Genomic DNA, 25,674 nt, shown 5'->3' with positions numbered 1-25,674 from the left:
GCGCTGCGCTTACCCGGCACAACCTCAATACATCAACTTCACCTGCTGCGCCTTGGCATGGGAGACTATCTCATCATCCGGACGGCAATCGCTGACGATGGCATCGAACTGCGCCAGCTCTCCCATTCTTGCCGAGCGCACCTTGCCAAACTTGCTGTGGTCCACTACCAGCACATGATACTGCGCCGCGCTTAACGCCCAGTGTTTCACCGGTAACTCTTCCAGATTAAAGCAGGTCGCGCCCTGGCGGACATTGACGCCCGCTGCGGAGTAAAACGCGATATCCGGGCACAAATTGCTGAGCGTGTCCTGGAGATTAAGCGGTTTAAAAATGGCGTTGCTGGCGTGAAATTCACCGCCGCAGAGGATCACCCGACACTCGGGTTTCTCCTGAAGTGCCAGAAAGGTGTTCAGCGAATAACACACGGCAGTGAAAGGAATGCTGCTGTCGATGGCTTCGATTATCCACGGTGTCGTCGTGCCGCAGTCAAAAAACAGCGTCTGATGCGGCTGTACCAGCGAAGCCGCCAGCCGTGCGGCTTTACGTTTTTCTTCAACCAGGCGCGTTTTTTGATCGCTAATCAGGTAGTGGCTGGCACTGCGTGGCTCCAGCACAATATACCCACCCAGCAGCACGACGGGCGCGCTATCGCTGTTCAGGTCACGACGAATAGTCATCTCGGAGACGCCAAGCAGCGTGGCAGCCTCTTTCAGATGCAGCTTATCGCTGCGCTTCAGCGCCTGTAGCAGCTGAGCTATGCGGTCATCGCGTCGTGTTTCCATAGAACCTCGTCGTGGAAAAAGTGAACCCCCGCAGGGCGGGGGTTCAAGTGTAACCTGTTGAGCCAGGGTTAGTCACGCACCCAGCCTTTGCGGATCGGGATCGCAAAGAGGATACGATAGAGGTGGGAGATCCCGCGGTAGAGCGCCTGACCAAAGAGGCTCCACAGGATAGCTGCACTCACGCAACCCATCAGCCCCACCAGGAAACCGCCGACCATATCCAGCGGCCAGTGCACGCCCAGGTAAACACGAGACCAGGCGATAGCTGCCGCCACCACCATCAGCAGTGCACCAGACCACAGGCGATGCCAGAACAAGAATGCCAGTGCAAAGGTGAAAATCACCGTGCCGTGGTCGCTCGGGAAGGAGTCATCAGGTGCATGATGCAGGAAGGTATAGCCAGCGTGGGCAACAAAAGGACGATCGTGCGGGAACAGATGCCCCAGTGCAAAACTCATCAGTACGCTTACCGCAAGGGCCATCGCGACTTTGATAACCAGCTGACGCTGCGCGACGACCTGATTGCGTGGGCCCCATAACCAGAGGATCACGGCCAGCACAGGAACGATGCTGATCAGATCTTTGGCAAAAAAGGTGGCGATATCAATCATCCACTCCGGCGATGCCGGGGTAGCGTTAATCAGATAAAACAGCCCGTAGTTCAATTGCTCTAACATAATGTCGTTACTCTTTAGCAAACCGGGTGGAAACAAGGCCATAGACCACCACCTGGGAAAACCAAACCCACCACCCAGCCCACAGGTTGTGAGATAAGAAATGTGCGCCTCGCATCACCTGGCCATAACCCATCACCAGGCCTAACACCACGCCAAGTACGACAAAGGACCATGCCAGACGTGGACGCTCGCGCCAGAAGGCAAAAAACAGGCCCATGACCATAAAGCCACTGGACGCGTGACCGCCGGGGAAACAACGCCCGGGACCGCTGTCTGCAGGGACGGAACTGAACAGGGGATAAGAAATAGCCTTACCGCCATATTCCACCAGATCCCACGGGCAGCTGTGATGGCTTACGCTTTTCAGTACGCCAACCACCAGCGCGCCAAGTCCCATCAACAACGCAGCCGTAACCAGTCTTGCGTTACGCTTGTAAGCGCCGTAAAACAGCGCCACGGCACCTAAGGCGATGGCGATATACTTCGCCATGCGGTGGTTCAGCAGATCCAGCAGATGGTCTTTCTGCAGCGGGAAACTCTGTGTCGCCGCGTCGTACCAAAAGCCGGTCACCCATTTGTCGAGCGTTTCATCGCGGGATAACCACGTAAACAGCACGGCAAGGGCTATCAGGACCAGAAGCTGGTAACCATAAAAGCGGGCCGGTAAGCGGTAAAGTTGTTTTGTCTTATTTGTCTGTAAGTTAGATAATTCTGAACGGCTGGAAGTGAGTGCCATAATCTGGGGTCGTTGACGAATAATGGGGCTATCATAAATCTGTCAACTTAAGGAAACCTTAAACGAAGACGATATGTGCCTTATTTCTGTTTATCCTCGATAAATCACTATCTCGGGCTGGGGCATTTCATTACACTCGTCGCGATTTTGTCATTAAAAAGAGATTGCATGTTAAACCGTTCTTCTTCTGGAGCGCGTCTGGGTCGTCAGGCGTTGCTTTTTCCTCTGTGTCTGGTGCTCTACGAATTCTCTACCTATATCGGCAACGATATGATCCAGCCCGGTATGCTGGCCGTTGTGGAACAGTACAACGCGGGAATTGAGTGGGTGCCGACCTCCATGACCGCCTATCTGGCCGGCGGCATGTTTTTACAGTGGCTGTTAGGCCCGCTGTCGGATCGTATTGGCCGTCGTCCGGTGATGCTGACCGGCGTGGTGTGGTTTATCGTCACCTGTCTTGCCACGCTTCTGGCGCAAAATATTGAACAATTTACCCTGCTGCGTTTCCTGCAGGGGGTGAGCCTGTGCTTTATCGGCGCCGTGGGGTATGCCGCCATTCAGGAGTCGTTTGAAGAGGCGGTGTGTATCAAAATTACCGCCCTGATGGCGAACGTGGCGCTGATCGCCCCGTTGCTCGGCCCGCTGGTGGGGGCCGCGTGGGTGCACGTTGCGCCATGGGAAGGGATGTTTGTGCTCTTTGCGGTTCTCGCCGCCATTTCATTCTTTGGCCTGCACCGTGCGATGCCGGAAACAGCCACCCGCATCGGCGAGAAACTTTCGCTCAAAGAGCTAGGCCGGGATTACAAAGAAGTCCTGAAAAATGGACGATTTGTCGCGGGTGCGCTGGCTACGGGGTTCGTCAGTCTGCCGCTGCTGGCGTGGATTGCGCAGTCTCCGGTCATTATCATCAGCGGAGAAAAGCTCAGCAGCTACGAGTATGGCCTGCTGCAGGTGCCGATTTTCGGCGCGTTGATAATAGGTAACCTGGTGCTGGCACGTCTGACGTCACGCCGCACCGTGCGTTCGCTGATTATTATGGGCGGCTGGCCGATTGCTGCGGGGCTGATTGTCGCGGCGGTCGCGACCGTGGTGTCATCACATGCGTATCTTTGGATGACCGCAGGGTTAAGCATTTATGCGTTCGGGATTGGTGTGGCGAATGCCGGGCTGGTACGCCTGACGCTGTTTGCCAGCGAGATGAGTAAAGGTACGGTGTCCGCGGCGATGGGGATGTTGCAGATGCTAATTTTTACCGTCGGTATCGAAGTGAGCAAGCATGCTTACGCGATGGGCGGCAACGGACTGTTCAGCCTGTTTAACTTCGCCAACGGCGTGCTATGGGTTGGACTGATGGTGGTGTTCCTGAAAGACAAACGCGTCGGAAACGCCCTGCAGCCTTAACCTGTTTATTCCCTCTCCCTGTGGGAGAGGGTTAGGGTGAGGGCACCAGACCGCACGCGGTCAATTAAACGGTGCCTCCCCGTTCAACACCTTCTCAATCACGTTTAAAACCCCTTCCTCGTTATTATGCGGTGCTTCAAAACGCGCCACCGCTTTAATATGCGGTCCGGCATTCGCCATCGCAAAGCTGAACCCGGACTGGCGCAACATCTCCACGTCGTTGCCGCTGTCGCCGAAGGCCACCACTTCGCTATCGTCTATGCCCCAGCGTTTTTGCAGTATCCGCAGGCCGTTGGCTTTATGTACGCCTGGGATGATCAGGTCTATGCTGCCGTGCCCGGTCGTGACGGGCACCATGATGTCACTCAGTTTTTCATGCAGTAGCGCCTGAATACGCGGGATTTCATCGTCAGACACGTTAAGCCCGAACTTGAAGAAAACATCGTTCAGGTTGTCGAAATCACTCACCATTTCGAGACGGTGATAGTACTTCGCTGCGATCTCCTTAAAGCCCTCGTCATAGCATTTCAGCGTATACGCGCTACTTTTCCCGCAGGCGATGATCTCAATGCCCGGAACGTCGTTTAAGACGTTTGCGACGGTCTCGAAATGGGCTTTCGACAGTTCACCGTTAAAGATATCTTCCCCTTCGCTCACGACCCAGCCGCCGTTTTCGGCGACAAATGCAATTTCATGGGCAATCTCCGGGAAAAAGGAGATCAGCTGGTAGTACTGGTTGCCGCTGGCGACGGCGAAGCGAATGCCTTGCGCCTTCATGCGCGCGTACTGGGCCAGAAAACGCGGGCGATTATAGGTCTTGGCATCGCTCAGAAAAGTACCATCCATGTCGACGGCGATCAGTTTAACGCTCATATCCCTTCTCCAGTGTCGTTTGATTCGTTTCCGGCTTTGCCACCGCGCGTGCCACCAGCGCTGCGATGATGACTAACCCTAACACCACCAGCATGGCGCTGCGCAGCCCGTAGTGCTCGCCGAGGAAACCGAGCAGCGGCGGCCCGACCAGGAAAGCGAGGTAGCCCGTGGTCGCCACGACGCTGACGCGCGTTGGGGCATCCGGGCCGGTATCGCTGGCGGCCGAAATGGTCAGCGGGAAGCCGAGTGATGCACCCAGCCCCCAGAGGATGACCGACACGCCGGCAATCCAGTCCACATCCACAAAGATGATCATCGCAATTCCCAGCCCTCCGAGCAGAGCACTGGCGCGAACCACCGCCACGCGGCTGTAGCGATCGATAAACCAGCCGCCGGTAAAGCGCCCTACGGTCATCCCCAGCGTAAACCCGGCGTAGATCAGCGAGCCGGAGGTCGGGCTAAAACCGTGGCCGTCCACCATCAGCAGCGGCAGCCAGTCGTTGGCGGAACCTTCCGCGAAAGCCATCGCCAGCACCACCACGCCGATCAGCATCAGCTGAATATCGCGGTAGAAAGGCAGCCCTTTTTCCGCAGAATGTTGTTCATCCGAGGAGTTCTTACCAGTGCCGTCAGGGATTGCCCGGATGCCGGTCAAAATCGGAATGATACAAACCAGTGCTGCCAGCAAGATATGCAGATTCGCAGTGACGCCAAAGGCCGTCAGCGCCATCCCCACGCCCGCACCGGCCAGCGTGCCAAGGCTGTAAAAGCCATGCATCATCGGCAGCACGGTTTTGTTCATCTCGCGCTCGACCGCCGCCCCTTCAACGTTTATCGCCACTTCCGCCGAGCCGAAGCTGCCGCCAAATATTGTCAGCCCCAGGGCAAACAGAACCGGTGAGGCAAACCATAGCGCAACGCTCAGTACCCCCATCCCGAACACGGCAAAGCACATGGTGGTGCGGATCACCGCCCGTGTACCAAAGCGCTTCACCAGCCACGCTGAGCAAAGAATGCCGCTCATAGAGCCTATCGACAGACCGAACAGCACAATACCCATCTCGGCAGTAGAAACGGACAAAATATCGCGAATGGCGGGGGTACGCGTGGCCCAGGAGGCCATCAGCAGGCCGGGAATGAAGAAGAACATAAACAGCGCCCACAGGCGTAGCTGCAGGGCTTTGCGGGGAGAGGTCAGCGTCATTGGGGTAGCACCAGAAGTACAACAATAGCGACAACACTAGCAAGTTTGTGTACATTTGTACACAAATCACGTGAGGAATTTATGAGCAGACCACCGAACGATCCGCATCGACGGGAGAAGATCCTGAAGGCAACGCTCGATACTATTGCCGAGCACGGGATTCACGCCGTCACGCACCGTAAAATCGCCACCTGTGCAGGTGTGCCGCTAGGTTCGATGACCTACTATTTCGACGGTATGGAGCCGCTGCTGGAGGAAGCTTTCACGTGGTTTACCCGGCAGATGTCGCAACAGTACCGGGATTTCTTCGCGGGCGTCACCGGGCCGGAAATGGCGTGTGAATCCATCACCACGCTGATCCACAGCTCGCAGGTGACGACGCCGCACAACATGGCGCTGATGTATCAGCTCTACGCCTTTATGCACCGCAGCGCGGCGCTCAAAACGGTGATGCAGGACTGGATGAAGATGAGCCAGACCACGCTGGAGCAGTGGTTTGACCCGGTTACCACCCGTGCGCTGGATGCGTTTATTGAAGGGATGACGCTGCACTATGTCACCGACCGGGCACCATTAACCCGGGAGGAGATCCGGGTTATGGTGGGCAGAATTGCGGGCGAGGGCGGCTGCTAGGTTGCGCCCGCGGTCATATTGACGGTAGTTCCCGTGATGGCGCTTGCCGCATCTGAGGCCAGAAACGTAATCGTGTCTGCTACCTGTGCCAGCGTGGGCAGGTGATGTGTCAGGGTACTTTGCGCGGCACCACCGAGAAACTGCTCGACCGTAATTCCCATCTCCTGCGCCTTAGCGGCGAAAATGGCACCGACATACGAACCTGCCTGCACCGCGTCGGCAATCGCGTGCGAACGCACGCACACGACGCGAATATTTTTAACGCCCAGTTCTGCGGCAAGCGCCCGGGTAAACGCTTCTGTTCCCGCGCAGCCAACGATATGTCCCAGGTGCCCGGAGATCGCCATATTCACGGCGGGCGCGACGACGGTAATCAGGGTTCCGCCATGTTCGCCGCCCATGCGGGGTGAAACAGCTTTGGCGATGTTAAAGTACGCGGTCAGGAAGGGATCAAAACCCTGCCTGAATTCGCTAAGGGCTAATGCGTCAAGGCGTTTTCCCTGATCGTGCATAAAGCCCGTGGCGTTGACGACAATATCAATATGGGCAAACTCAGGAAGCTGCGCGAACTCATCCAGCGCATCGAAAATAAATGCGCTGGCAGACCCGCCTGCGTTGCGAATGCTGTTGGCAACGTGTTCTAGCCTGGTAGAGGTGCGTGCAGCGAGGTGCACTTCAGCCCCCTCACGCGCCAGAGCATGTGCCACAGCGCTGCCGATGGCGCCACTGCCGCCGAAGATGACCGCGATTTTGTTTTTAAAGCCCATATCCGCATACCCTCACCAGACTTAACCCTCAAAAGTATGTGCCGGGTTTCGGCTGATGCAACTCAGCCGGTAGGTGGGGTATGCCGTATGCAAGCCTTACTGCGCCATTATCAATGGGTTACTTTTGTGAGATTTTTTTCCCGCTGGCATCAACGACGGCTTCGCCATCCTCTTTCGTAAATGCCCCTTTTTGCGCATCAGGCAGGATGTCGAGGACGACTTCAGAAGGGCGGCACAGGCGAGTGCCCAGCGGCGTCACGACGATCGGACGGTTAATCAGGATCGGATATTGCAGCATGAAGTCGAGCAGCTGTTCGTCGGTGAATTTATCTTCGGCCAGGCCGAGCTGTTCATAGGGCTCCACGTTTTTACGCAGCAGATCCCGAACAGAAATCCCCATATCGGCAATCAGAGTGGTCAACTTCTCGCGGGACGGTGGGGTTTCCAGATAGAGGGTAATCTCTGGCTCCGTGCCGCTGTTGCGGATCATCTCCAGCGTGTTGCGCGAGGTACCGCAGGCGGGGTTGTGGTAAATGGTGATGTGGGTCATATCAGTGGCTCATTACAGTGTGAAGGAGAGACGTAGCGCCAGCGCGGCGAGCGTCACAAACAGGACCGGCAGCGTCATAATGATGCCCGTCCGGAAATAGTAGCCCCAGGTAATCGTCATGTTTTTCTGCGCCAGTACATGAAGCCAGAGCAGGGTCGCCAGGCTGCCGATAGGTGTGATTTTCGGCCCCAGATCGCAACCAATCACGTTGGCGTAAATCATCGCGTCCTTAATCAATCCTGTTGCCGTACTGCCATCAATGGAGAGCGCGCCTATCAGTACCGTGGGCATATTGTTCATTATGGATGACAGGAACGCAGTGATGAACCCGGTTCCCAGCGTGGTGGCCCACAGCCCGTGACCGGCCAGGCTATTCAGTACGCCTGTGAGATAGTCCGTCAGCCCGGCATTGCGCAGGCCGTACACCACCAGATACATCCCCAGCGAGAAGATGACGATCTGCCACGGTGCGCCGCGCAGCACTTTTCCGGTGTTTATCGCATGTCCGCGTTTTGCGACAGCGAATAAAATCAGCGCACCGACGGTCGCAATGGCGCTGACCGGAATACCGAGAGGTTCGAGCACAAAGAAGCCGACCAGAAGAAGGAGCAGGACGATCCAGCCCGTTCTGAACGTCGGGAGATCGGTAATAGCGCGCGCTGGCTCCCGAAGTTTCGACAGGTCATATTCCGGGGGAATTTCCTTGCGAAAGAACAGATGCAGCATCACCAGCGTGGCGGCAATCGCGGCGACATCAACCGGGATCATCACCGAGGCATATTCGCTGAACCCCAGCGTGAAGAAATCGGCTGACACAATGTTGACCAGGTTAGAGACAATCAGCGGCAGGCTGGCGGTATCGGCGATAAACCCTGCCGCCATCACAAACGCCAGCGTCGCCTGTTTGCTGAACCCCAGCGCCAGCAGCATCGCAATCACGATAGGTGTCAGGATCAGCGCTGCACCGTCATTGGCAAAGAGCGCCGCCACCGCCGCGCCCAGCAGCACGATATACGTAAAAAGTAATCTCCCCCGGCCATTCCCCCAGCGGGCGACGTGCAGCGCAGCCCATTCGAAAAAGCCAGACTCATCCAGCAGCAGGCTGATGATAATGACGGCGATAAACGTGGCCGTCGCATTCCAGACAATATTCCAGACCACCGGAATATCGCTGACGAGGATCACTCCGCTGACCAGCGCCAGCACGGCACCAATGGTCGCGCTCCAGCCGATACTCAGTCCCCTTGGCTGCCAGATAACCAGTACCAGCGTAAACAGAAAAATTGCCCCTGCCAGAAACATTGCTTACTCCATCATATCTGTTTTTGTGAATGTGTATTGATTAGCACGAACCCGGAAGTCTGTTTTTCAGCTTCTCACGCGTCTCTTCCCGAAGGCAGTTCCAGCTGTTGTCGATAATGGTTGCCGCCCATGCAGGCATGTGGGGGGATAAACGGTAATGGATCCATTTCCCTTCCCGGCGATCGATAACCAGCCCGGACTCGCGGAGCAGCGCCATATGGCGGGATACTTTCGGCTGCGACTCGGTGGTCGCGGAGCAGAGATCGCAGACGCACAGCTCGCCCGCTTCGCGGAGCAGCATGATGATAGAGAGTCGCGTTTCGTCGGAGAGGGTTTTGAAGAGTTGGAGCGGGTGGAGCATGGTCAAGCCTTCAGGTAGCTAATACATATTCGATTAAGCATATATGTTTTGATTGCAGGAGAAAAGTGGAGATGGCAGGAAAGGGAATTTCAGGCAACAAAAAACCCATCAACCTTGAACCAAAACGGCGGGGTTGATGGGCTCCACAAATTGGGGACATCAAAGAAAAGCAGTGGCACTAGTTATGACTGCCCCCTGATCAAAAAGTTCTGCGCATAACGAAAATTTTTTCTTTATGCGCAAACTTGAGAGTTATCCGAGTCCAGGCCAGATGATAATGATCAGCGTACCTGCCAGCGTCAGCAGTACGTTAGCGATAGCGTAAGTGCCTGCATAGCCCAGCGCCGGGATGTTGCTGCGCGCGGTGTCACTGATAATTTCCATGGCTGGCGCACAGGTACGGGCACCCATCATGGCTCCGAAGAGCAGGGCGCGGTTCATGCGCAGCACGTAGGCGCCGAACAGGAAACAGATCACTACCGGCACCAGACTGACGATGAGTCCGGAAACTAACATTTGCCAGCCGACGGCGCCGAGGCTGTGACCAATCCCGCTGCCCGCGCTTAAGCCGACACCCGCCATAAAGACCATCAGGCCGAACTCTTTCACCATATTCAGCGCGCCCTGCGGAATGTAGCCGAAGGTCGGATGGTTCGCTCGCAGGAAGCCCAGCATGATCCCGGCGAATAGCAGACCGGCGGCGTTACCGATGCCGAAGCTAAAGTTGCTGAACTGGAAGGTGATCATCCCGATCATCAGGCCAACGATAAAGAAGGCGCAGAAGGCCAGCAGGTCGGTGACCTGGCTGTGAATGGAGATAAAGCCGATGCGGTCAGCAACGGTTTTCACGCGGCGTGCGTCGCCGCTGACCTGCAGAACATCACCTTTATTGAGTACGACGTTGTCGTCGATAGGCATCTCAATCTGGCTGCGGATCACGCGGTTGAGGAAGCAACCGTGGTCGGTCAGCTTCAGCTGCGCCAGACGACGGCCGACGGCGTTATGGTTTTTCACCACAATCTCTTCGGTGACGATACGCATGTCGAGCAGATCGCGGTCGAATACCTCTTTGCCGTTACGGAAGCTTGGGTCAAGACGGGCGTGAGCATCCGGGTAACCCACCAGCGCGATATCGTCGCCCATCTGCAGCACCGCATCGCCGTCCGGGTTCGCCAGAATGCCGTTACGTCGAATACGTTCGATGTAGCAACCGGTCTGGCGGTAAATGCCCAGCTCGCGCAGGTTTTTCCCGTCTGCCCATGCCACAAGTTCTGGCCCGACGCGGTAGGCACGGATCACCGGGAGATAGACTTTACGTTTGGAATCGGTATCCAGGCCGCGCTCGCGGGCGATTTGCTGGGCGCTGGTCTGTAGATCCTGGTGTTGCAGTTTCGGCAGGTAGCGCGCGCCCACAATCAGGCTCACAAGACCGATCAGATAAGTCAGGGCATAGCCCAGGCTCAGGTGGTCGAGGGCGGTAGAGAGTTGTGCTCCAGCCATGCCGGAATGGCGCAGGGTATCACCTGCACCGACAAGCACTGGCGTAGAGGTCATCGAACCTGCCAGCATACCGGCCGTTAACCCGATATCCCAGCCAAACAGTTTACCCAGCCCTAACGCGATCAGCAGTGCACTGCCGACCATGACCAGCGCCAGCATCAGATAATTTTTGCCGTCGCGGAAAAAAATTGAAAAAAAGTTGGGACCCGCTTCCACACCAACACAAAAAATAAACAGCATAAAACCTAAGTTGAGCGCGTCCGTGTTAATGCTGAAATGCTGCTGACCTAATATTAATGATACGACTAAAACGCCAATGGAATTACCAAGTTGAACCGACCCCAGGCGCAATTTACCCAGGCAAAGGCCCAGCGCGAGTACAACAAATAATAACAGGATGTAATTCCCATTTAACAAGTCTGCGACGTTTATATTCACGGAGGCTAACTTCTTGTTTACCAGTAAGTTGTTGAATGAAAGGGCTTTTTGGGCTACTGTTTTCTGGGTCAGGGAAAGGCGTTAACGCTCCCTGTTTCCTGCTTTATTCCCTAAAACATTAGCTGGCGTGTAGTTTAATCGTATTAGCTACTGACAGCTACTGATTATCGCATCACCCTGTGCGTGCTTTGGCAAGGATTGCCGCATTGCTTTATCTGACTGGGCGTCTACCCGACGAATGTGTATTTGATAGAGATAAGTCAGGAGGATTGTTTGAACATTAAACGAAACTGGGCGGGGGTGATCAGCTGCTTTTTGCTGTTCACGGTCGTGTGCATGTCGCTTGCTTTTAATGTGAAAGGGGCATTCAGGGCGTCGGGTCATCCGGAGCTGGGTTTACTCTTTTTCACTCTGCCGGGCGCGGCCGCCAGCTTTCTCTCCCGTAAAGGGGAGGTGGTGAAACCGCTATTGGGTGCAATGCTTGCAGCACCGCTGTGTCTGCTGCTGATGCGCTTGCTGTTTGTTCCCGTGAGAAGTTTCTGGCAGGAGCTGGCGTGGTTGCTGAGCGGTGTGTTCTGGTGCGCCCTTGGCGCGTTGTGCTATCTGTTTGTGCGCAGTCTGATACACCGGCGGCACACCAAATAAAAACGCCCTCAAGGTGAGGGCGTTCAGGTATTACTGCTCAGCAAACAGGCCAAGATGCTCTTTGGCGTAAGCTTCAAAATCTGTGCAACCGCCGATGTGTTTCTGATCGAGGAAGATCTGCGGGACGGTTTCAACCGGCTTACCGACGGTTTTTTCCAGATCGGCTTTCGTGATGCCTTCCGCGTGAATATCAACGTAGCGGAAGTTGAAATCATCGCGCTCTGCGGTCAGTTTCTCAGCCAGCTCTTTCGCGCGCACACAGTAAGGGCACCCTGGACGACCAAAAATTACTGCAAACATTTCTCTCTCCTCAAAAAACAAGCCTGACGGCGAATGACACATATAGTGCCCGATAACCTGCCGCCATTAAAGAAGGTTTCGCCTGTCGCTTTGATACAGTCAGGCTATGTTTCGCCAATTACACTGTGACAATCATTGCCTATACTGGCTGCCATGCGAATTAAGCAAGACAAAGAGAGACAAAATGACGCCAACCATAGACCTGCTCACATCCCACCGTTCCATTCGCCATTTTACCGATGAGCCGATTACCGAGGCGCAGCGCGAAGCCATTATTAACAGCGCAAGGGCGACCTCCAGCTCCAGCTTCCTGCAGTGCAGCTCTATTATCCGCATTACCGATCCGGCCATGCGGGAACAACTGGTCACGCTTACGGGCGGACAGAAGCATGTGGCCCAGGCGGCGGAGTTCTGGGTGTTCTGCGCCGACTTTAACCGTCACCTGCAGATCTGCCCTGAGGCCGAGCTGGGGCTGGCAGAACAGCTGCTGCTGGGCGTGGTGGATACCGCGCTGATGGCGCAAAACGCTTTTACGGCGGCGGAATCGCTGGGGTTAGGGGGTGTCTACATCGGCGGCCTGCGTAATAACATCGAAAGCGTCACCGAACTGCTGAAGCTGCCAAAACACGTTCTGCCGCTGTTTGGCCTGTGCCTCGGATGGCCAGCGGATAACCCGGATCTGAAGCCGCGTATTCCTGCCGCCATGCTGGTGCATGAAAATCACTATCAACCTGTCGATCAGGATGTCCTGGCGCAATACGATGAGGAACTGGCGAACTACTATATGACGCGCGGCAGCAATAACCGCCGCGATACCTGGAGTGACCATATTCGTCGCACCATCATTAAAGAAAACCGTCCGTTTATTCTCGATTATCTGCACAAACAGGGCTGGGCGACGCGATAGTCCATTCCTCCTGCGCCTGCCTGCGTATATGATATGCAGGCTTTTTCCATGTCTTTAGAGAGGTGCAGGGTGAAAATTGCCATTTTGTCCCGGGATGGAACGCTCTATTCATGTAAACGTCTGCGAGAAGCGGCGGCGAAACGCGGACATCAGGTTGAGATCCTCGACCCAATGTCCTGCTATATGAACATTGATCCGGCTGCCTCGTCGATTCACTACAAAGGCCGCAAGCTGCTGCATTTTGATGCGGTGATCCCCCGCATCGGCTCCCAGATAACCTATTACGGCACCGCCGCGCTGCGCCAGTTCGAGATGCTGGGCAGTTATCCGCTCAATGAATCCGTCGCCATCTCCCGCGCCCGCGATAAGCTGCGCTCGTTACAGCTGCTCGCCCGGCAGGGGATCGATCTCCCCGTTACGGGGATTGCCCACTCACCGGACGACACCAGCGATCTGATCGATATGGTGGGCGGCGCACCTTTGGTGATCAAGCTGGTGGAAGGCACGCAGGGCATTGGTGTGGTGCTGGCGGAAACACGCCAGGCGGCAGAAAGCGTCATTGATGCTTTCCGGGGGCTGAATGCCCACATCCTGGTGCAGGAGTACATCGAAGAGGCCAAAGGGCGCGACATTCGTTGCTTCGTGGTGGGGAACGAGGTGGTAGCGGCCATAGAGCGCCAGGCAAAAGAGGGCGACTTCCGCTCCAACCTGCACCGTGGCGGCGTTGCGCGGGTGGCGGATATCAGCGAGCGTGAGCGGGAAATTGCGGTGAAAGCCGCGCAAACGCTGGGGCTGGACGTGGCAGGCGTAGACCTTCTGCGGGCAACGCGTGGACCGCTGGTCATGGAAGTGAATGCCTCGCCGGGGCTGGAAGGCGTGGAAAAAACCACAGGGGTCGATATTGCGGGTAAAATGATCGCATGGATCGAGCGTCATGCGACGCCCGGCTACTGTCTGAAAACGGGCGGTTAAATGGAATTGAACCCACTTTTTGCGTAATCTATGCGAAGTTTTTATTAAAGAGGCTGCACAGCGATGGATTTACAGGTCGTTCCAACACTGGATACGTTACGTCAATGGCTTGATGATGCCGGAATTACGTTCTTCGAATGCGATTCCTGCCAGGCGCTGCATCTGCCTCATATGCAGAATTTCGACGGCATTTTTGATGCCAAAATCGATCTCATTAACGACGTGATTCTTTTCTCTGCGCTGGCTGAAGTGAAGCCGTCTGCGCTGCTGGCGCTGGCCTCCGACCTGTCGGCCATCAATGCCAGTTCTTTGACCGTGAAGGCATTTCTCGATATACAGGATGATAATCTGCCAAAACTGGTCGTTTGCCAGTCTTTATTCTCCGGTGCCGGGCTGTCGTTCAAACAGTTCTCATGGTTTATGCGCTTGAGTGAAGAGCAAATTTCGATGGTCATGATGGAAGCCAACGCGCACCATCTGCTGTATAGCGCGGAAGATGATGCAGAGAATAATGATGCATCTCCCAATTTTCTTCACTAAGCCTGTCTGACTTTTGCGCAGTCGCTGCCATAGCGGCTGCAGAAGGCCATTTTTTCTGCTGCTTTTAACCTTTCTTTAAAGAATTATTCACCTCCCTCAAGGCCGTTTCGGCTTATCACGTAGACATAACCTGCATAAAAAATTGATAAAAGGCGTTTTTTCGTCTGGGCTATAGCCGGAGACACGGGCTACAGTTATTCTTGCGATGCTTAAAAAAGCGAGCGGAAGCTGCCGGGTAAAGAGGTTTCTTTTTATTTTAGGCAGAGCGACAAACTATGCATGATTATTGCATATCTTCAGATTGCACAGTTTTAGTTCGTTTGTTAACGAGCTTTCAGAAGGAATAAAGATATGATCGCCTTGAATAAAAAATGGTTATCGGGTCTGGTTGCGGGTGCTCTGATGGCCGTCTCTGCCGGCACGCTCGCTGCGGAACAAAAAACGCTGCACGTTTACAACTGGTCTGATTATATTGCGCCGGACACGGTCGCCAATTTTGAAAAAGAGACCGGGATTAAAGTGGTCTACGACGTTTTCGATTCCAACGAAGTGCTGGAAGGAAAGCTGATGGCGGGCAGCACCGGGTTTGATCTCGTGGTGCCTTCCGCAAGCTTCCTGGAGCGACAACTGACGGCAGGCGTCTTCCAGCCGCTGGATAAGAGCAAGTTACCAAACTGGAAAAACCTTGACCCGGACGTGCTTAAGCTGGTTGCGAAGCACGACCCTGATAATAAATACGCCATGCCTTATCTGTGGGCGACTACCGGTATCGGCTACAACGTCGATAAAGTCAAAGCGGTGCTGGGCCCGGACGTCAAGCTGGACAGCTGGGACGTGGTGCTGAAGCCGGAAAATCTTGAGAAGCTGAAAAGCTGCGGCGTCTCCTTCCTCGATGCGCCGGAAGAGATTTTCGCCACCGTGCTGAACTATCTGGGCAAAGATCCGAACAGCAACAAGGCTGACGACTACACCGGCCCGGCGACCGACCTGCTCCTGAAGCTGCGTCCAAACATTCGCTACTTCCACTCGTCCCAGTACATCAACGACCTGGCAAACGGCGACATCTGCGTCGCGATTGGCTGGGCGGGCGATGTGTGGCAGGCGGCGAACCGCGCGAAAGAAGCGAAAAACGGCGTGAACGTTTCCTATTTCATTCCGAAAGAGGGGGCGCTGGCGTTCTTTGACGTCTTCGCGATGCCTGCAGATGCGAAAAACAAAGATGAAGCCTATCAGTTCCTCAATTACCTGATGCGTCCTGACGTCATCGCCCATATCAGTGACCACGTCTACTACGCGAACGGTAACAAGGCTTCCGTGCCGCTGGTCAGTGAAGAGATCCGCAATAACCCGGCTATCTATCCGCCTGCGGATGTGTTCGCCAAGCTGTTCACCCTGAAAGTTCAGGATCCAAAAATTGACCGCGTACGTACCCGTGCGTGGACCAAGGTGAAAAGCGGTAAGTAATTACCCGTGAGTTGTAGGCCGGGCAAGCACAGCGCACCCGGCAACAGGCGCACCGTTATGGTGCGCCTGCACCATGATTTGATTTCTGCCGGAGAGCACCCCGTGAATGACGCGATCCCCCGCCCGCAGGCGAAAGTCCGTAAAGCGCTGACCCCGCTTCTTGAAATTCGTAACCTCACCAAATCTTTCGATGGCCAGCATGCCGTGGACGACGTCAATTTGACGATCTACAAAGGTGAAATTTTTGCCCTCCTGGGAGCATCAGGCTGCGGTAAGTCGACCCTGCTGCGTATGCTGGCCGGTTTTGAACAGCCCACTGCCGGGCAGATTGTGCTGGATGGCGTGGATCTCTCCAGCGTGCCGCCGTATCAGCGCCCGATTAACATGATGTTCCAGTCCTACGCGCTGTTTCCGCACATGACGGTGGAGCAGAACATCGCCTTTGGCCTGAAGCAGGACAAACTGCCGAAAGCCGAAATTACCGCGCGTGTGGCTGAGATGCTGAGCCTGGTTCACATGCAGGAGTTCGCGAAGCGTAAACCGCACCAGCTCTCTGGCGGTCAGCGTCAGCGTGTCGCCCTGGCCCGCAGTCTGGCAAAACGTCCGAAATTATTGCTGCTCGATGAGCCGATGGGGGCGCTGGATAAAAAACTGCGCGACCGTATGCAGCTCGAAGTGGTGGATATCCTCGAACGTGTGGGGGTGACCTGCGTGATGGTGACCCACGACCAGGAAGAGGCAATGACCATGGCCGGGCGTATCGCCATCATGAACCGTGGGAAGTTCGTGCAGATTGGCGAACCGGAAGAGATTTATGAGCATCCGACCACCCGCTACAGCGCGGAGTTCATTGGCTCGGTCAACGTCTTCGAAGGGCTGCTGAAAGATCGCCAGGAAGATGGCCTGGTCATTGAATCTCCGGGGCTGCAACATCCGCTTAAGGTCGATCCGGATAACTCGGTGGTGGATAACGTGCCGGTCTACGTCGCGCTGCGCCCGGAGAAAATCATGCTCTGTGAGGATCCCCCTGCCGATGGCTATAACTTTGCCGTCGGTGAAGTGGTGCATATTGCTTACCTTGGCGATCTTTCCATCTACCATGTGCGTCTGAAAAGCGGACAGATGCTCAGCGCTCAGTTGCAGAACGAACATCGCTATCGCAAGGGGCAGCCGACCTGGGGTGACGAAGTGCGCCTGTGCTGGGATGCTGACAGTTGCGTTGTGCTGACGGTATAAGGAGCGGCTCATGAGTACACTAGAACCTCCAGCCCGCGCAGAAAAAACGGGTGGTTTTGCGAACTGGCTGGCGCGTATGCAGATGAACCACGGTCGCAAGCTGGTGATCGCCATGCCATACGTGTGGCTGATCCTGCTGTTCCTGCTGCCGTTCCTGATTGTTTTCAAGATAAGCCTCGCAGAAATGGCGCGGGCGATCCCGCCTTATACCAACCTGCTGGACTGGGCCGACGGACAGCTCACGCTGACGCTTAATCTCGGCAACTTCCTGCAGTTGACGGACGATCCGCTCTATTTCGAAGCGTATTTACAGTCGTTACAGGTGGCGGCGATTTCGACGATCTGCTGTCTGGTGATGGGCTACCCGCTGGCGTGGGCCGTGGCGCACAGTAAGCCGTCGACGCGTAACATTTTGCTGTTGCTGGTGATCCTGCCGTCGTGGACCTCGTTCCTGATCCGCGTTTACGCCTGGATGGGGATCCTGAAAAACAACGGTGTACTGAATAACTTCCTGATGTGGCTCGGAGTTATCGATCAGCCGCTGACGATCCTGCACACCAACCTCGCGGTCTACATCGGCATTGTTTACGCCTATCTGCCGTTTATGGTGCTGCCGATTTATACGGCGCTGACGCGTATTGATTACTCGCTGGTGGAAGCGTCGCTCGATCTCGGTGCGCGCCCGTTGAAGACCTTCTTCAGTGTGATCGTCCCGCTGACCAAAGGCGGGATTATTGCCGGGTCGATGCTGGTCTTTATTCCGGCGGTGGGGGAGTTTGTGATCCCGGAACTGCTCGGCGGGCCGGACAGCATCATGATTGGTCGCGTGCTGTGGCAAGAGTTCTTTAATAACCGCGACTGGCCGGTGGCGTCCGCGGTGGCAATTGTGATGTTACTCCTGCTGATCGTGCCGATCATGTGGTTCCACAAGCATCAGCAGAAACAGATGGGAGACCACGGATGAACAACTTACCGGTAGTGCGCTCCCCGTGGCGAATTGCGATCCTGGTGATTGGCTTTACCTTCCTGTACGCACCCATGTTGATGCTGGTGATCTACTCGTTCAACAGCTCCAAACTGGTGACGGTCTGGGCTGGCTGGTCGACGCGCTGGTATAGCGAGTTGTTCCACGATGATGCGATGATGAGCGCGGTGGGGCTGAGCCTGACGATTGCTGCGCTGGCCGCAACCATGGCGTCGGTGCTGGGGACCATCGCTGCACTGGTGATGGTCCGCTTCGGGCGTTTTCGCGGTTCGAACGGCTTTGCTTTTATGATCACCGCCCCGCTGGTTATGCCGGACGTGATCACCGGTCTGGCGTTGCTGCTGCTGTTCGTGGCGCTGGCGCATGCCATCGGCTGGCCGGCGGATCGCGGGATGCTCACCATCTGGCTGGCGCACGTCACTTTCTGTACCGCATACGTGGCGGTGGTGATCTCCTCGCGTCTGCGCGAGCTGGATCGCTCCATTGAAGAGGCGGCGATGGATCTTGGTGCGACGCCGCTGAAGGTCTTTTTCATCATCACCCTGCCGATGATTATGCCAGCGGTGATCTCGGGCTGGCTGCTGGCGTTTACCCTGTCGCTCGACGATCTGGTTATCGCCAGCTTTGTTTCTGGCCCGGGGGCGACGACGCTGCCGATGCTGGTCTTCTCCAGCGTGCGCATGGGGGTGAACCCGGAAATCAACGCCCTGGCCTCGATTATTCTTGGCGTGGTCGGAATTGTCGGATTTATCGCCTGGTATTTGATGGCGCGCGCGGAAAAACAGCGTGTGCGTGATATCCAGCGTGCAAGACGCGGCTGAAGGATTTAAAATTTCCAGTGATGTGCCGCGTACGACGCGGCACTGTTTTTCAGGGAAGTAAAACATTGGGATTATTAAAGAAATCACGTCTTACGCACGCTCGTCCAAACGTTCCTGCGCTGGTTCAGGTGGCGGCGCTCGCCATTATTATGATCCGCTGCCTGGATGTGCTGATGATTCTGAACACCCTGGGCGCGCGCGGCATTGGTGAATTTATTCACCGCAGCGTGCAGACGTGGAATCTGACGCTGGTCTTTCTGAGCAGCCTGGTGCTGGTGTTTATCGAGATCTACTGCGCCTTTTCGCTGGTGAAAGGGCGCAACTGGGCGCGCTGGGTCTATCTGCTGACGCAAATTACCGCCGCCAGCTATCTGTGGGCCGCCTCGCTGGGATATGGCTACCCGGAGCTGTTCAGCATTGCCGGTGAATCCAAACGCGAAATCCTGCGCGCGCTGTTTATGCAAAAACTGCCGGACATACTGGTTCTGTTCCTGCTGTTTATTCCGGCTTCCAGTCGGCGGTTCTTCCGCCTGCAATAATGTGTATAATCGCAGCCCTCGTGATTTTTAAGGTTTTCATATGCAGTGCGCACTCTATGACGCCGGTCGCTGCCGCTCCTGTCAGTGGATAGAACAGCCGGTCTCTCAACAACTCACCGCCAAAATGGCCGACCTGCAACAGCTGCTGGCAGCACACGCGGTGGGCGAGTGGTGCGCACCCGTCAGCGGCCCGGAGCAGGGCTTTCGCAACAAAGCCAAAATGGTGGTCAGCGGCAGCGTAGAAAAACCGCTGTTGGGGATGCTGCACCGCGACGGCACGCCGGAAGATTTAACTGACTGCCCGCTTTACCCCGCCTCATTTGAGCCCGTCTTTGCGGCACTCAAACCGTTTATTGCGCGGGCCGGGTTAACGCCTTACAACGTCGCCCGCAAGCGCGGCGAGCTGAAATACCTTCTGCTGACGGAAAGCCAGATTGACGGCGGCATGATGCTGCGTTTCGTGCTGCGTTCCGAAACCAAGCTGGAACAGCTTCGCGCGGCGCTGCCGTGGTTGCAGGAACAGCTTGTGCAGCTTAAGGTCATCACGGCAAATATTCAGCCGGTGCATATGGCGATCATGGAAGGGGAAAAAGAGGTCTTCTTCACCGAACAGCACGCGCTGGCGGAGAATTTCAACGGTGTGCCGCTGTGGATCCGCCCGCAAAGCTTCTTCCAGACCAACCCGACTGTCGCCAGTGCGCTGTACGCCACCGCGCGCGACTGGGTTCGGGCGTTAAACATCCATCATATGTGGGATCTGTTCTGCGGCGTGGGGGGATTTGGCCTGCACTGCGCCACGCCTGAGATGCAGCTTACCGGGATTGAGATCTCTGCTGAGGCGATTGCCTGCGCCAGACAGTCCGCCGCTGAGCTGGGGTTAACGAATCTGCACTTCCAGGCGCTGGACTCTACGCAGTTCGCGACCGGGCAGGGTAATGTGCCAGAGCTGGTACTGGTAAACCCGCCGCGCCGTGGCATCGGACAAGCACTATGCGATTACCTGAGCCAGATGGCACCGGATTACATCGTCTATTCAAGCTGCAACGCGCAGACGATGGCGAAAGACATTGCGCATTTGCCGGGTTATCGCATTGAGCGCGTTCAGCTTTTCGATATGTTCCCGCACACTGCGCACTATGAAGTGTTGACGCTACTCGTTAAACAATAAGCAAAGCAGCCGGAGGGCGGTTGCCTCCGGCTGCGATGAGACTTACTGGCTCATGGCGTCTTTTTTACCCATCTCATCCTTTTTCATGTTGTCCATTTTGCCCATTTTGTCTTTCCCCATGTGATCCTTCTTCATGGCGTCTTTGCACATGTCGCCCTTACACATTTTATCGTGTGGCTGGGACATGTTGTCTTTTGCCATCGTCTCTTTGTTCATGGAGTCTGCCGCCTGCACATTTGCCATAAACAGAGCTGAAAGCACGGTTGCTGCAATGATCATTTTTTTCATGGTATTCCTCGTCGTTTACGTTGTTGTATTAACTGCCACCAAACCAGTTGTAACCCTGGTCTTCCCAGTAACCGCCGGGGAAGCGATTGGTGATTTCAATGACCTGAATATGCTTTGGGTTTTTGTATCCCAGCTTGGTCGGAATTCGGAGTTTCATGGGATAACCGTACTCAGGAGGGAGGATTTGGTTATCCCAGGTCAGGGCGAGCAGCGTTTGCGGGTGCAACGCGGTCGCCATATCAATGCTGGTGTAGTAATCATCCGCACAGCGGAAGCTGATGTATTTGGCGCGGGTGTCGGCACCGATCGCCTGCAGAAAATGGCGGAAGGGGATACCACCCCAGCGGCCAATGGCGCTCCATCCTTCCACGCAAATATGGCGCGTGATCTGGTTTACCTGCTGCATACGATACAACTCAGGCAGGGACCAGCTGCGGGTGTCTCGCACCAGGCCGCGAATGGCGAGTTGATAATCCCGGCCGTCGACCTGCGGAATTTGGTCGCGATCGTAAAAGGCGTTAAAAGGGAAAGGCCGGGTGATGTCGCTTTCGGTATATTCAGGTGCCAGATGACGGTCGCTGAACAGGAAACCCTGGACACGATCGTTAAAGCGCGACATTCGTGAAAGTGCAGTTTCAACACTGGCGTTGTCGCTCAGGTCGCAGCCTGTAAGCAGCATAATCCCGCCTAACGTCAGCCCCTGTTTAAGAAAGTGACGTCGCCGTGCGTTTACGGATTTTTCGGCGTCCTTGACCAGATATTCCGCGTCGCGGGAAGAGAGAAAGGTTGGTTTTTTCATGAGATATCCTTAGCGACCGCGCAGCATTGCCAGTAATGTTTTAGGAACGAGCAGCACCATAAGCAGGTGGATCACGACAAACGCGACAATGAAGGACATACAAAAGAAGTGGATGTAACGTGCGGTGTCATAGCCTCCCAACAGTTCACGTAAAAGCGGAAACTGAACGGATTTCCAGATAACCAGCCCGGAAAGCACAAGCATTACGCCGGTTAATATGGCCAGCAAGTAGGCCAGTTTTTGCACCATGTTGTAGTGGCTGAGATCGGCATGCTGCAGTTTTCCCCGCAGGGCCAGCGCCATATCCTTGAGCAACCCCTTAACAGACAAAGGGAAAAAGGTGCGTGCAAAGCGCCCGGTGACAATACCTAACGTGCAGTAGATCAGGCCGTTAATACCTAAAACCCACATCATGGCGAAGTGCCACTGCAGCGCGCCGCCCAGCCAGCCTCCCAGCGTGAAAGAGGACGGAAAAGTGAATGGGAACAACGGCGAGGCGTTATAAATTCGCCATCCGCTGAATACCATGCCAGCCATGGCGAGGGCATTAATCCAGTGACACACCCTGACCCAAAGGGGATGAATAACAGCTGTTGGCAGAGACATGGTGACCTCGTTATTCCATTGCGTGGTCAAATCCTAAGATAAATTCGGTCACCACATCCTCACGGAAGTTTAAATAAAATGTGATAACTCCGGCGGGCGTTATTAGGTAAGCTCAACTGTAATGAAACGGCGTGGATGTGGGTCATGAGTAACGCAAAGAAAATATTGCTGGTGGAGGACGATAGCGATATCGCCGCCTTCCTGAGCCTGAACTTAAAAGATGAAGGTTTTGAGATTGTGCACGAAGCCGATGGCGAACGTGCGCTGCTCCAACTGGAAAAACAGCACTGGGATGCCGTGATCCTCGATCTGATGCTGCCTGGCGTGGACGGGCTGGAGATCTGTCGCCGTATCCGCCAGATGACCCGCTATCTGCCCGTCATTATCATCAGCGCTCGCACCAGCGAGACGCACCGGGTACTGGGTCTTGAGATGGGGGCTGACGATTATCTGCCTAAACCGTTCTCCGTTCTGGAGCTGATTGCTCGCGTCAAGGCGCTCTTTCGACGTCAGGAAGCGATGGGGCAAAATCTTCGTCTGGAGGCGGGCATTATTCGCTGTCACGGCATGGAAATTGACCCCCTGGCACGAGAGGTTCGCCTGCGGGGGGATACCATCGACTTGACCCCGCGTGAGTTTGATTTGCTCTACTGGTTTGCCCGCCATCCGGGCGAGGTGTTCTCCCGTTTATCGTTGCTGGATCATGTCTGGGGCTACCAGCATGAAGGGTACGAGCACACGGTAAATACGCACATTAACCGTCTGCGCGTCAAAATTGAAAAAGATGCCGCAGAGCCAGATATCATCCTGACGGTGTGGGGGAAAGGGTACAAATTTGCCGTCGAAAAAGCGGAGCCCCACGCATGATAAGCCACTTAACCTTAAGCCAGCGCCTGTCACTTCTTTTTAGCGCAACGCTTGTTTTATGCATGTTTGTGGCATGTGGCGTGCAGCTTTATAGCAGTAAGCAGTACGGCGATGCCATGGTGCAACGTCTGTCAGCGGGGTTGGCGCAGCAGATAGTGAACAGTGAACCGCTTCTTGATAACCAGGGTAAAGCAAACACTGAGAATCTCAAATCGCTGTTCGATCGTCTGATGACGCTTAATCCCAGCGTTGAACTCTATGTGGTGTCGCCTCAGGGACATATTGTGGCAGACGCGGCCCCGGTCGGGCACATGAAGCGTCAAACGATCGACCTTACCCCGTTAAACAACTATTTATCCGGGGCTGCTTTCCCTGTGTATGGCGATGATCCACGAAGTCTGGATCAACGTAAGGTGTTCAGCGTGGCGCCGCTCCTCCTTAACGGCAATCTGCACTCCTACTTGTATATTATTCTCCAGGGCGAAGACCTAAATGCACTGGCGAACACCGCGTGGCACAAGGCCCTGACCGACGCTATCGTAGGATCGCTTTTACTGGCATTACTCTTTGGCGCACTGGCCTGGTGGTTGGTCAAAAAATGGGTTACCCGTCCAGTGGAACAGTTAACCAGCGAGGTAAATGACCTTGAGCAGGACAGCATCAGCGCCATAAAAAGTCTGGCCGCCCGGCCGGTCAATCTGGCTCCTGAAAACGAAGTTGAACTGCTTCGTAACACGTTTATCGAATTATCGCGCAAGATTGCTTCACAATGGGATCAACTGGCTGACGGTGACCGCCAGCGCAGGGAGTTTATCGCCAATATCTCTCACGATCTTCGCACGCCGCTGACTTCGCTGCTGGGGTATCTCGAAACCCTCTCGCTTAAGTCCGCCACGTTGAGTGCCGAGGAGCAGAATCAATACCTGGCGATCGCACTGCGTCAGGGACAGAAAGTGCGCCATCTCTCTCAACAGCTGTTTGAACTGGCGCGCCTTGAGCATGGGGGGATTAAACCGCAGCGCGAACGTTTTGCCATGGCTGAATTGATTTCAGATGTGGCGCAAAAATTCGAGCTGACCACACAGACAAGGCAGTTGCGGATGCATATAGACGTCCCTGGCCCGCTGCCGCTGGTGTATGCCGATGTGTCGATGATTGAGCGGGTGGTCACGAATTTGCTGGATAATGCCGTTCGCCATACCCCGGCAGGAGGCGAGATTTTGCTTAAGGTCTGGCAGGAGAATGGGCTACTGCAGGTTGAGGTGGCGGACAGTGGCTCAGGTATCGAGCGTGCATTGCGTGACGATCTGTTTCAGCGTCCTTCTGCGTTAAACCCGCAGGCATCGCGGGAGAATCGCGGCGGATTAGGCTTGCTGATTGTGAAGCGAATGCTGGAGCTGCATGGGGGAGGGATCAGGCTGATGGATTCGGTGAGCGGGGCACGTTTCCGGTTCTTTGTGCCGTTGTAAGAAATTGCCGGGTAAGGCGAAACCATCACCCGGCAAAAATACTTACTGCGGGAACCACTGATCGCTGATTTTCTGATAGGTGCCGTCCGCTTTAATTGCTTTCAGGGCGCCGTTCAGTTTTTCCAGCAACGCTTTGTTATCCGGACGTACTGCAATGCCCAGACCGGTACCGAAGTACTGTGGATCGGTCACTTTCTCGGTTGCGGTACCCAGCTGCGGGTTAGTTTTCAGCCACTCGTTCACCACGGCAGTGTCACCAAACACGCCATCAATACGGCCATTTTTCAGGTCGATAATCGCGTTCTGGTAGCTGTCGTAGGCCACGGTTTTCACTTCAGGATGTTTGTCCTGCAGGTATTTCTGGTGCGTGGTGCCGTTTTCCATCCCAATGCGTTTGCCTTTCAGCTCGTCAAAGGATTTATAAGCACCTTTCTTCGCAATCACCACCGCCGAGTTGGCGTAGTACGGGTCGGTGAACGCGACCTGCTTGCTGCGTTCAGGCGTGATGTCCATCCCGGAGATCACCGCGTCGTATTTTTTGAACTTCAGCGACGGGATCAGGCTGTCAAAAGCATGGTTAGTAAAGGTGCAGTCGGCCTGCATTTGTTTGCACAGCGCTTTTGCCAGATCGATATCGAAACCGACGATCTGGTTGCTGGCATCCAGCGATTCAAACGGCGGATAGGTGGCGGACACGCCGAAATTGATTTTATCCGCAGCGGATGCGCCAGCGGCGAAGGTTGCGAGTAATGCGGCCAGAACTAACTTTTTCATTGTAATGCTCCCGTCTGTCTTATTTATGCGCCGTGTCTGCGGCCTGGATGTACAATGCCAGTTAATGAA

The 25,674-nt window shown here is 55.2% G+C and carries 29 protein-coding genes; 14 read left to right on the top strand and 15 right to left on the bottom strand.

Annotated elements, in window-relative coordinates:
• Positions 1–24 precede the first annotated feature (24 nt).
• The 3 genes from deoR to JGF26_RS03425 form a co-directional block, all read right to left on the bottom strand.
• On the bottom strand, positions 25–783 hold the full coding sequence (gene deoR / locus JGF26_RS03435) for a DNA-binding transcriptional repressor DeoR (RefSeq protein ID WP_028019333.1): 759 nt from the start codon (positions 781–783) through the stop codon (positions 25–27).
• Positions 784–851: 68 nt separating this feature from the next.
• The gene (gene ybjG, locus JGF26_RS03430) at positions 852–1,460 is read right to left on the bottom strand and encodes an undecaprenyl-diphosphate phosphatase (protein WP_028019332.1); all 609 of its coding nucleotides are present in this window, start codon (positions 1,458–1,460) and stop codon (positions 852–854) included.
• Positions 1,461–1,467: 7 nt separating this feature from the next.
• On the bottom strand, positions 1,468–2,196 hold the full coding sequence (locus JGF26_RS03425; RefSeq protein ID WP_028019331.1) for a phosphatase PAP2 family protein: 729 nt from the start codon (positions 2,194–2,196) through the stop codon (positions 1,468–1,470).
• A gap of 168 nt (positions 2,197–2,364) precedes the next feature.
• On the opposite strand from JGF26_RS03425, the gene JGF26_RS03420 reads away from it, so the two are divergent.
• Positions 2,365–3,597, top strand: a complete 1,233-nt coding sequence (locus JGF26_RS03420) for an MFS transporter (protein ID WP_028019330.1) — start codon at positions 2,365–2,367, stop codon at positions 3,595–3,597.
• A 60-nt stretch (positions 3,598–3,657) separates the two neighbouring features.
• On the opposite strand, the gene JGF26_RS03415 is transcribed toward JGF26_RS03420, so the two are convergent.
• On the bottom strand, positions 3,658–4,470 hold the full coding sequence (locus JGF26_RS03415) for a Cof-type HAD-IIB family hydrolase (protein WP_128347874.1): 813 nt from the start codon (positions 4,468–4,470) through the stop codon (positions 3,658–3,660).
• Complete coding sequence (locus JGF26_RS03410; RefSeq protein ID WP_028019328.1) at positions 4,460–5,674, bottom strand: MFS transporter; 1,215 nt, start codon at positions 5,672–5,674, stop codon at positions 4,460–4,462. Before JGF26_RS03410 ends, JGF26_RS03415 begins: the two co-directional genes overlap by 11 nt.
• Before the next feature lie 81 nt (positions 5,675–5,755).
• Between JGF26_RS03410 and JGF26_RS03405 the strand changes: the two genes are divergently transcribed.
• On the top strand, positions 5,756–6,307 hold the full coding sequence (locus JGF26_RS03405) for a TetR family transcriptional regulator (protein ID WP_049005417.1): 552 nt from the start codon (positions 5,756–5,758) through the stop codon (positions 6,305–6,307).
• Here the strand turns inward: JGF26_RS03405 and JGF26_RS03400 are convergent.
• The 5 genes from JGF26_RS03400 to JGF26_RS03380 all read right to left on the bottom strand — a co-directional run bounded on the left by JGF26_RS03400 (position 6,304) and on the right by JGF26_RS03380 (position 11,225).
• A complete protein-coding gene (locus JGF26_RS03400; protein ID WP_134707357.1) occupies positions 6,304–7,074 on the bottom strand; it encodes an SDR family oxidoreductase in 771 nt (256 codons plus the stop codon). The two genes, JGF26_RS03405 and JGF26_RS03400, sit on opposite strands and share 4 nt — an antisense overlap.
• Positions 7,075–7,192: 118 nt before the next feature.
• Positions 7,193–7,624, bottom strand: a complete 432-nt coding sequence (arsC, locus tag JGF26_RS03395; RefSeq protein WP_134707358.1) for a glutaredoxin-dependent arsenate reductase — start codon at positions 7,622–7,624, stop codon at positions 7,193–7,195.
• 12 nt (positions 7,625–7,636) lie between these two features.
• Positions 7,637–8,926 carry an arsenic transporter gene (locus tag JGF26_RS03390; RefSeq protein ID WP_134707359.1) on the bottom strand — a complete coding sequence of 430 codons (1,290 nt, stop codon included), beginning with the start codon at positions 8,924–8,926 and terminating at the stop codon, positions 7,637–7,639.
• A 40-nt stretch (positions 8,927–8,966) separates the two neighbouring features.
• Complete coding sequence (locus JGF26_RS03385) at positions 8,967–9,287, bottom strand: metalloregulator ArsR/SmtB family transcription factor (protein ID WP_108090520.1); 321 nt, start codon at positions 9,285–9,287, stop codon at positions 8,967–8,969.
• A gap of 252 nt (positions 9,288–9,539) precedes the next feature.
• Positions 9,540–11,225 carry an aspartate:alanine antiporter gene (locus JGF26_RS03380; RefSeq protein ID WP_028019315.1) on the bottom strand — a complete coding sequence of 562 codons (1,686 nt, stop codon included), beginning with the start codon at positions 11,223–11,225 and terminating at the stop codon, positions 9,540–9,542.
• 273 nt (positions 11,226–11,498) lie between these two features.
• On the opposite strand from JGF26_RS03380, the gene JGF26_RS03375 reads away from it, so the two are divergent.
• Positions 11,499–11,870 carry an inner membrane protein YbjM gene (locus tag JGF26_RS03375; protein ID WP_028019314.1) on the top strand — a complete coding sequence of 124 codons (372 nt, stop codon included), beginning with the start codon at positions 11,499–11,501 and terminating at the stop codon, positions 11,868–11,870.
• A gap of 30 nt (positions 11,871–11,900) precedes the next feature.
• Here JGF26_RS03375 and JGF26_RS03370 read toward each other — a convergent pair whose 3' ends face one another.
• Complete coding sequence (locus JGF26_RS03370) at positions 11,901–12,170, bottom strand: GrxA family glutaredoxin (protein WP_014883149.1); 270 nt, start codon at positions 12,168–12,170, stop codon at positions 11,901–11,903.
• 184 nt (positions 12,171–12,354) lie between these two features.
• On the opposite strand from JGF26_RS03370, the gene nfsA reads away from it, so the two are divergent.
• From nfsA to rlmC, 9 genes are all read left to right on the top strand, one after another.
• Entirely contained in the window at positions 12,355–13,077 is a 723-nt protein-coding gene (gene nfsA / locus JGF26_RS03365) for a nitroreductase NfsA (RefSeq protein ID WP_028019313.1), read from the top strand.
• Positions 13,078–13,146: 69 nt separating this feature from the next.
• Complete coding sequence (gene rimK, locus JGF26_RS03360) at positions 13,147–14,049, top strand: 30S ribosomal protein S6--L-glutamate ligase (RefSeq protein WP_134707360.1); 903 nt, start codon at positions 13,147–13,149, stop codon at positions 14,047–14,049.
• A 63-nt stretch (positions 14,050–14,112) separates the two neighbouring features.
• Positions 14,113–14,589, top strand: coding sequence for a YbjN domain-containing protein (locus JGF26_RS03355; RefSeq protein WP_014169308.1), 477 nt, complete (start codon positions 14,113–14,115; stop codon positions 14,587–14,589).
• 351 nt (positions 14,590–14,940) lie between these two features.
• On the top strand, positions 14,941–16,053 hold the full coding sequence (gene potF, locus JGF26_RS03350) for a spermidine/putrescine ABC transporter substrate-binding protein PotF (RefSeq protein ID WP_028019311.1): 1,113 nt from the start codon (positions 14,941–14,943) through the stop codon (positions 16,051–16,053).
• 102 nt (positions 16,054–16,155) lie between these two features.
• Positions 16,156–17,289, top strand: coding sequence for a putrescine ABC transporter ATP-binding subunit PotG (potG, locus tag JGF26_RS03345; protein ID WP_050482952.1), 1,134 nt, complete (start codon positions 16,156–16,158; stop codon positions 17,287–17,289).
• Positions 17,290–17,299: 10 nt separating this feature from the next.
• Positions 17,300–18,253, top strand: a complete 954-nt coding sequence (gene potH, locus JGF26_RS03340; protein WP_028019309.1) for a putrescine ABC transporter permease PotH — start codon at positions 17,300–17,302, stop codon at positions 18,251–18,253.
• Positions 18,250–19,095: a putrescine ABC transporter permease PotI gene (potI, locus tag JGF26_RS03335; RefSeq protein WP_023310934.1), complete on the top strand. Its 846-nt coding sequence runs from the start codon at positions 18,250–18,252 to the stop codon at positions 19,093–19,095. The genes potH and potI overlap by 4 nt, the downstream gene beginning before the upstream one ends.
• A 20-nt stretch (positions 19,096–19,115) precedes the next feature.
• Positions 19,116–19,634, top strand: a complete 519-nt coding sequence (locus tag JGF26_RS03330) for a YbjO family protein (protein WP_129323625.1) — start codon at positions 19,116–19,118, stop codon at positions 19,632–19,634.
• A 40-nt stretch (positions 19,635–19,674) separates the two neighbouring features.
• Complete coding sequence (gene rlmC / locus JGF26_RS03325) at positions 19,675–20,802, top strand: 23S rRNA (uracil(747)-C(5))-methyltransferase RlmC (protein WP_128347882.1); 1,128 nt, start codon at positions 19,675–19,677, stop codon at positions 20,800–20,802.
• Between the two features lie 42 nt (positions 20,803–20,844).
• On the opposite strand, the gene JGF26_RS03320 is transcribed toward rlmC, so the two are convergent.
• Genes JGF26_RS03320 through JGF26_RS03310 form a run of 3 tightly spaced genes read right to left on the bottom strand, consistent with a single transcriptional unit; the run spans position 20,845 to position 22,495 of the window.
• The gene (locus JGF26_RS03320) at positions 20,845–21,090 is read right to left on the bottom strand and encodes a hypothetical protein (RefSeq protein WP_128347883.1); all 246 of its coding nucleotides are present in this window, start codon (positions 21,088–21,090) and stop codon (positions 20,845–20,847) included.
• A 28-nt stretch (positions 21,091–21,118) separates the two neighbouring features.
• Positions 21,119–21,889, bottom strand: coding sequence for a molybdopterin-dependent oxidoreductase (locus JGF26_RS03315; RefSeq protein WP_128347884.1), 771 nt, complete (start codon positions 21,887–21,889; stop codon positions 21,119–21,121).
• 9 nt (positions 21,890–21,898) lie between these two features.
• Complete coding sequence (locus tag JGF26_RS03310; RefSeq protein WP_134707361.1) at positions 21,899–22,495, bottom strand: cytochrome b/b6 domain-containing protein; 597 nt, start codon at positions 22,493–22,495, stop codon at positions 21,899–21,901.
• Positions 22,496–22,639: 144 nt separating this feature from the next.
• Here JGF26_RS03310 and JGF26_RS03305 point away from each other — a divergent pair, with 144 nt between their 5' ends.
• Positions 22,640–23,362 carry a response regulator transcription factor gene (locus JGF26_RS03305; RefSeq protein ID WP_134707362.1) on the top strand — a complete coding sequence of 241 codons (723 nt, stop codon included), beginning with the start codon at positions 22,640–22,642 and terminating at the stop codon, positions 23,360–23,362.
• Positions 23,359–24,831, top strand: a complete 1,473-nt coding sequence (locus JGF26_RS03300; RefSeq protein WP_134707363.1) for a HAMP domain-containing sensor histidine kinase — start codon at positions 23,359–23,361, stop codon at positions 24,829–24,831. The genes JGF26_RS03305 and JGF26_RS03300 overlap by 4 nt, the downstream gene beginning before the upstream one ends.
• Before the next feature lie 42 nt (positions 24,832–24,873).
• Here JGF26_RS03300 and artJ read toward each other — a convergent pair whose 3' ends face one another.
• Positions 24,874–25,605 (bottom strand): arginine ABC transporter substrate-binding protein ArtJ, encoded by a 732-nt coding sequence (gene artJ / locus JGF26_RS03295; RefSeq protein ID WP_028019301.1) that lies wholly within the window; start codon positions 25,603–25,605, stop codon positions 24,874–24,876.
• Between the last annotated feature and the right edge of the window lie 69 nt (positions 25,606–25,674).

It is taken from the genome of Enterobacter sp. E1 (genome assembly GCF_016809815.1).
In the GTDB taxonomy this organism is placed as follows: domain Bacteria; phylum Pseudomonadota; class Gammaproteobacteria; order Enterobacterales; family Enterobacteriaceae; genus Enterobacter; species Enterobacter adelaidei.
This window is presented reverse-complemented; position numbering and strand designations above follow the sequence as displayed.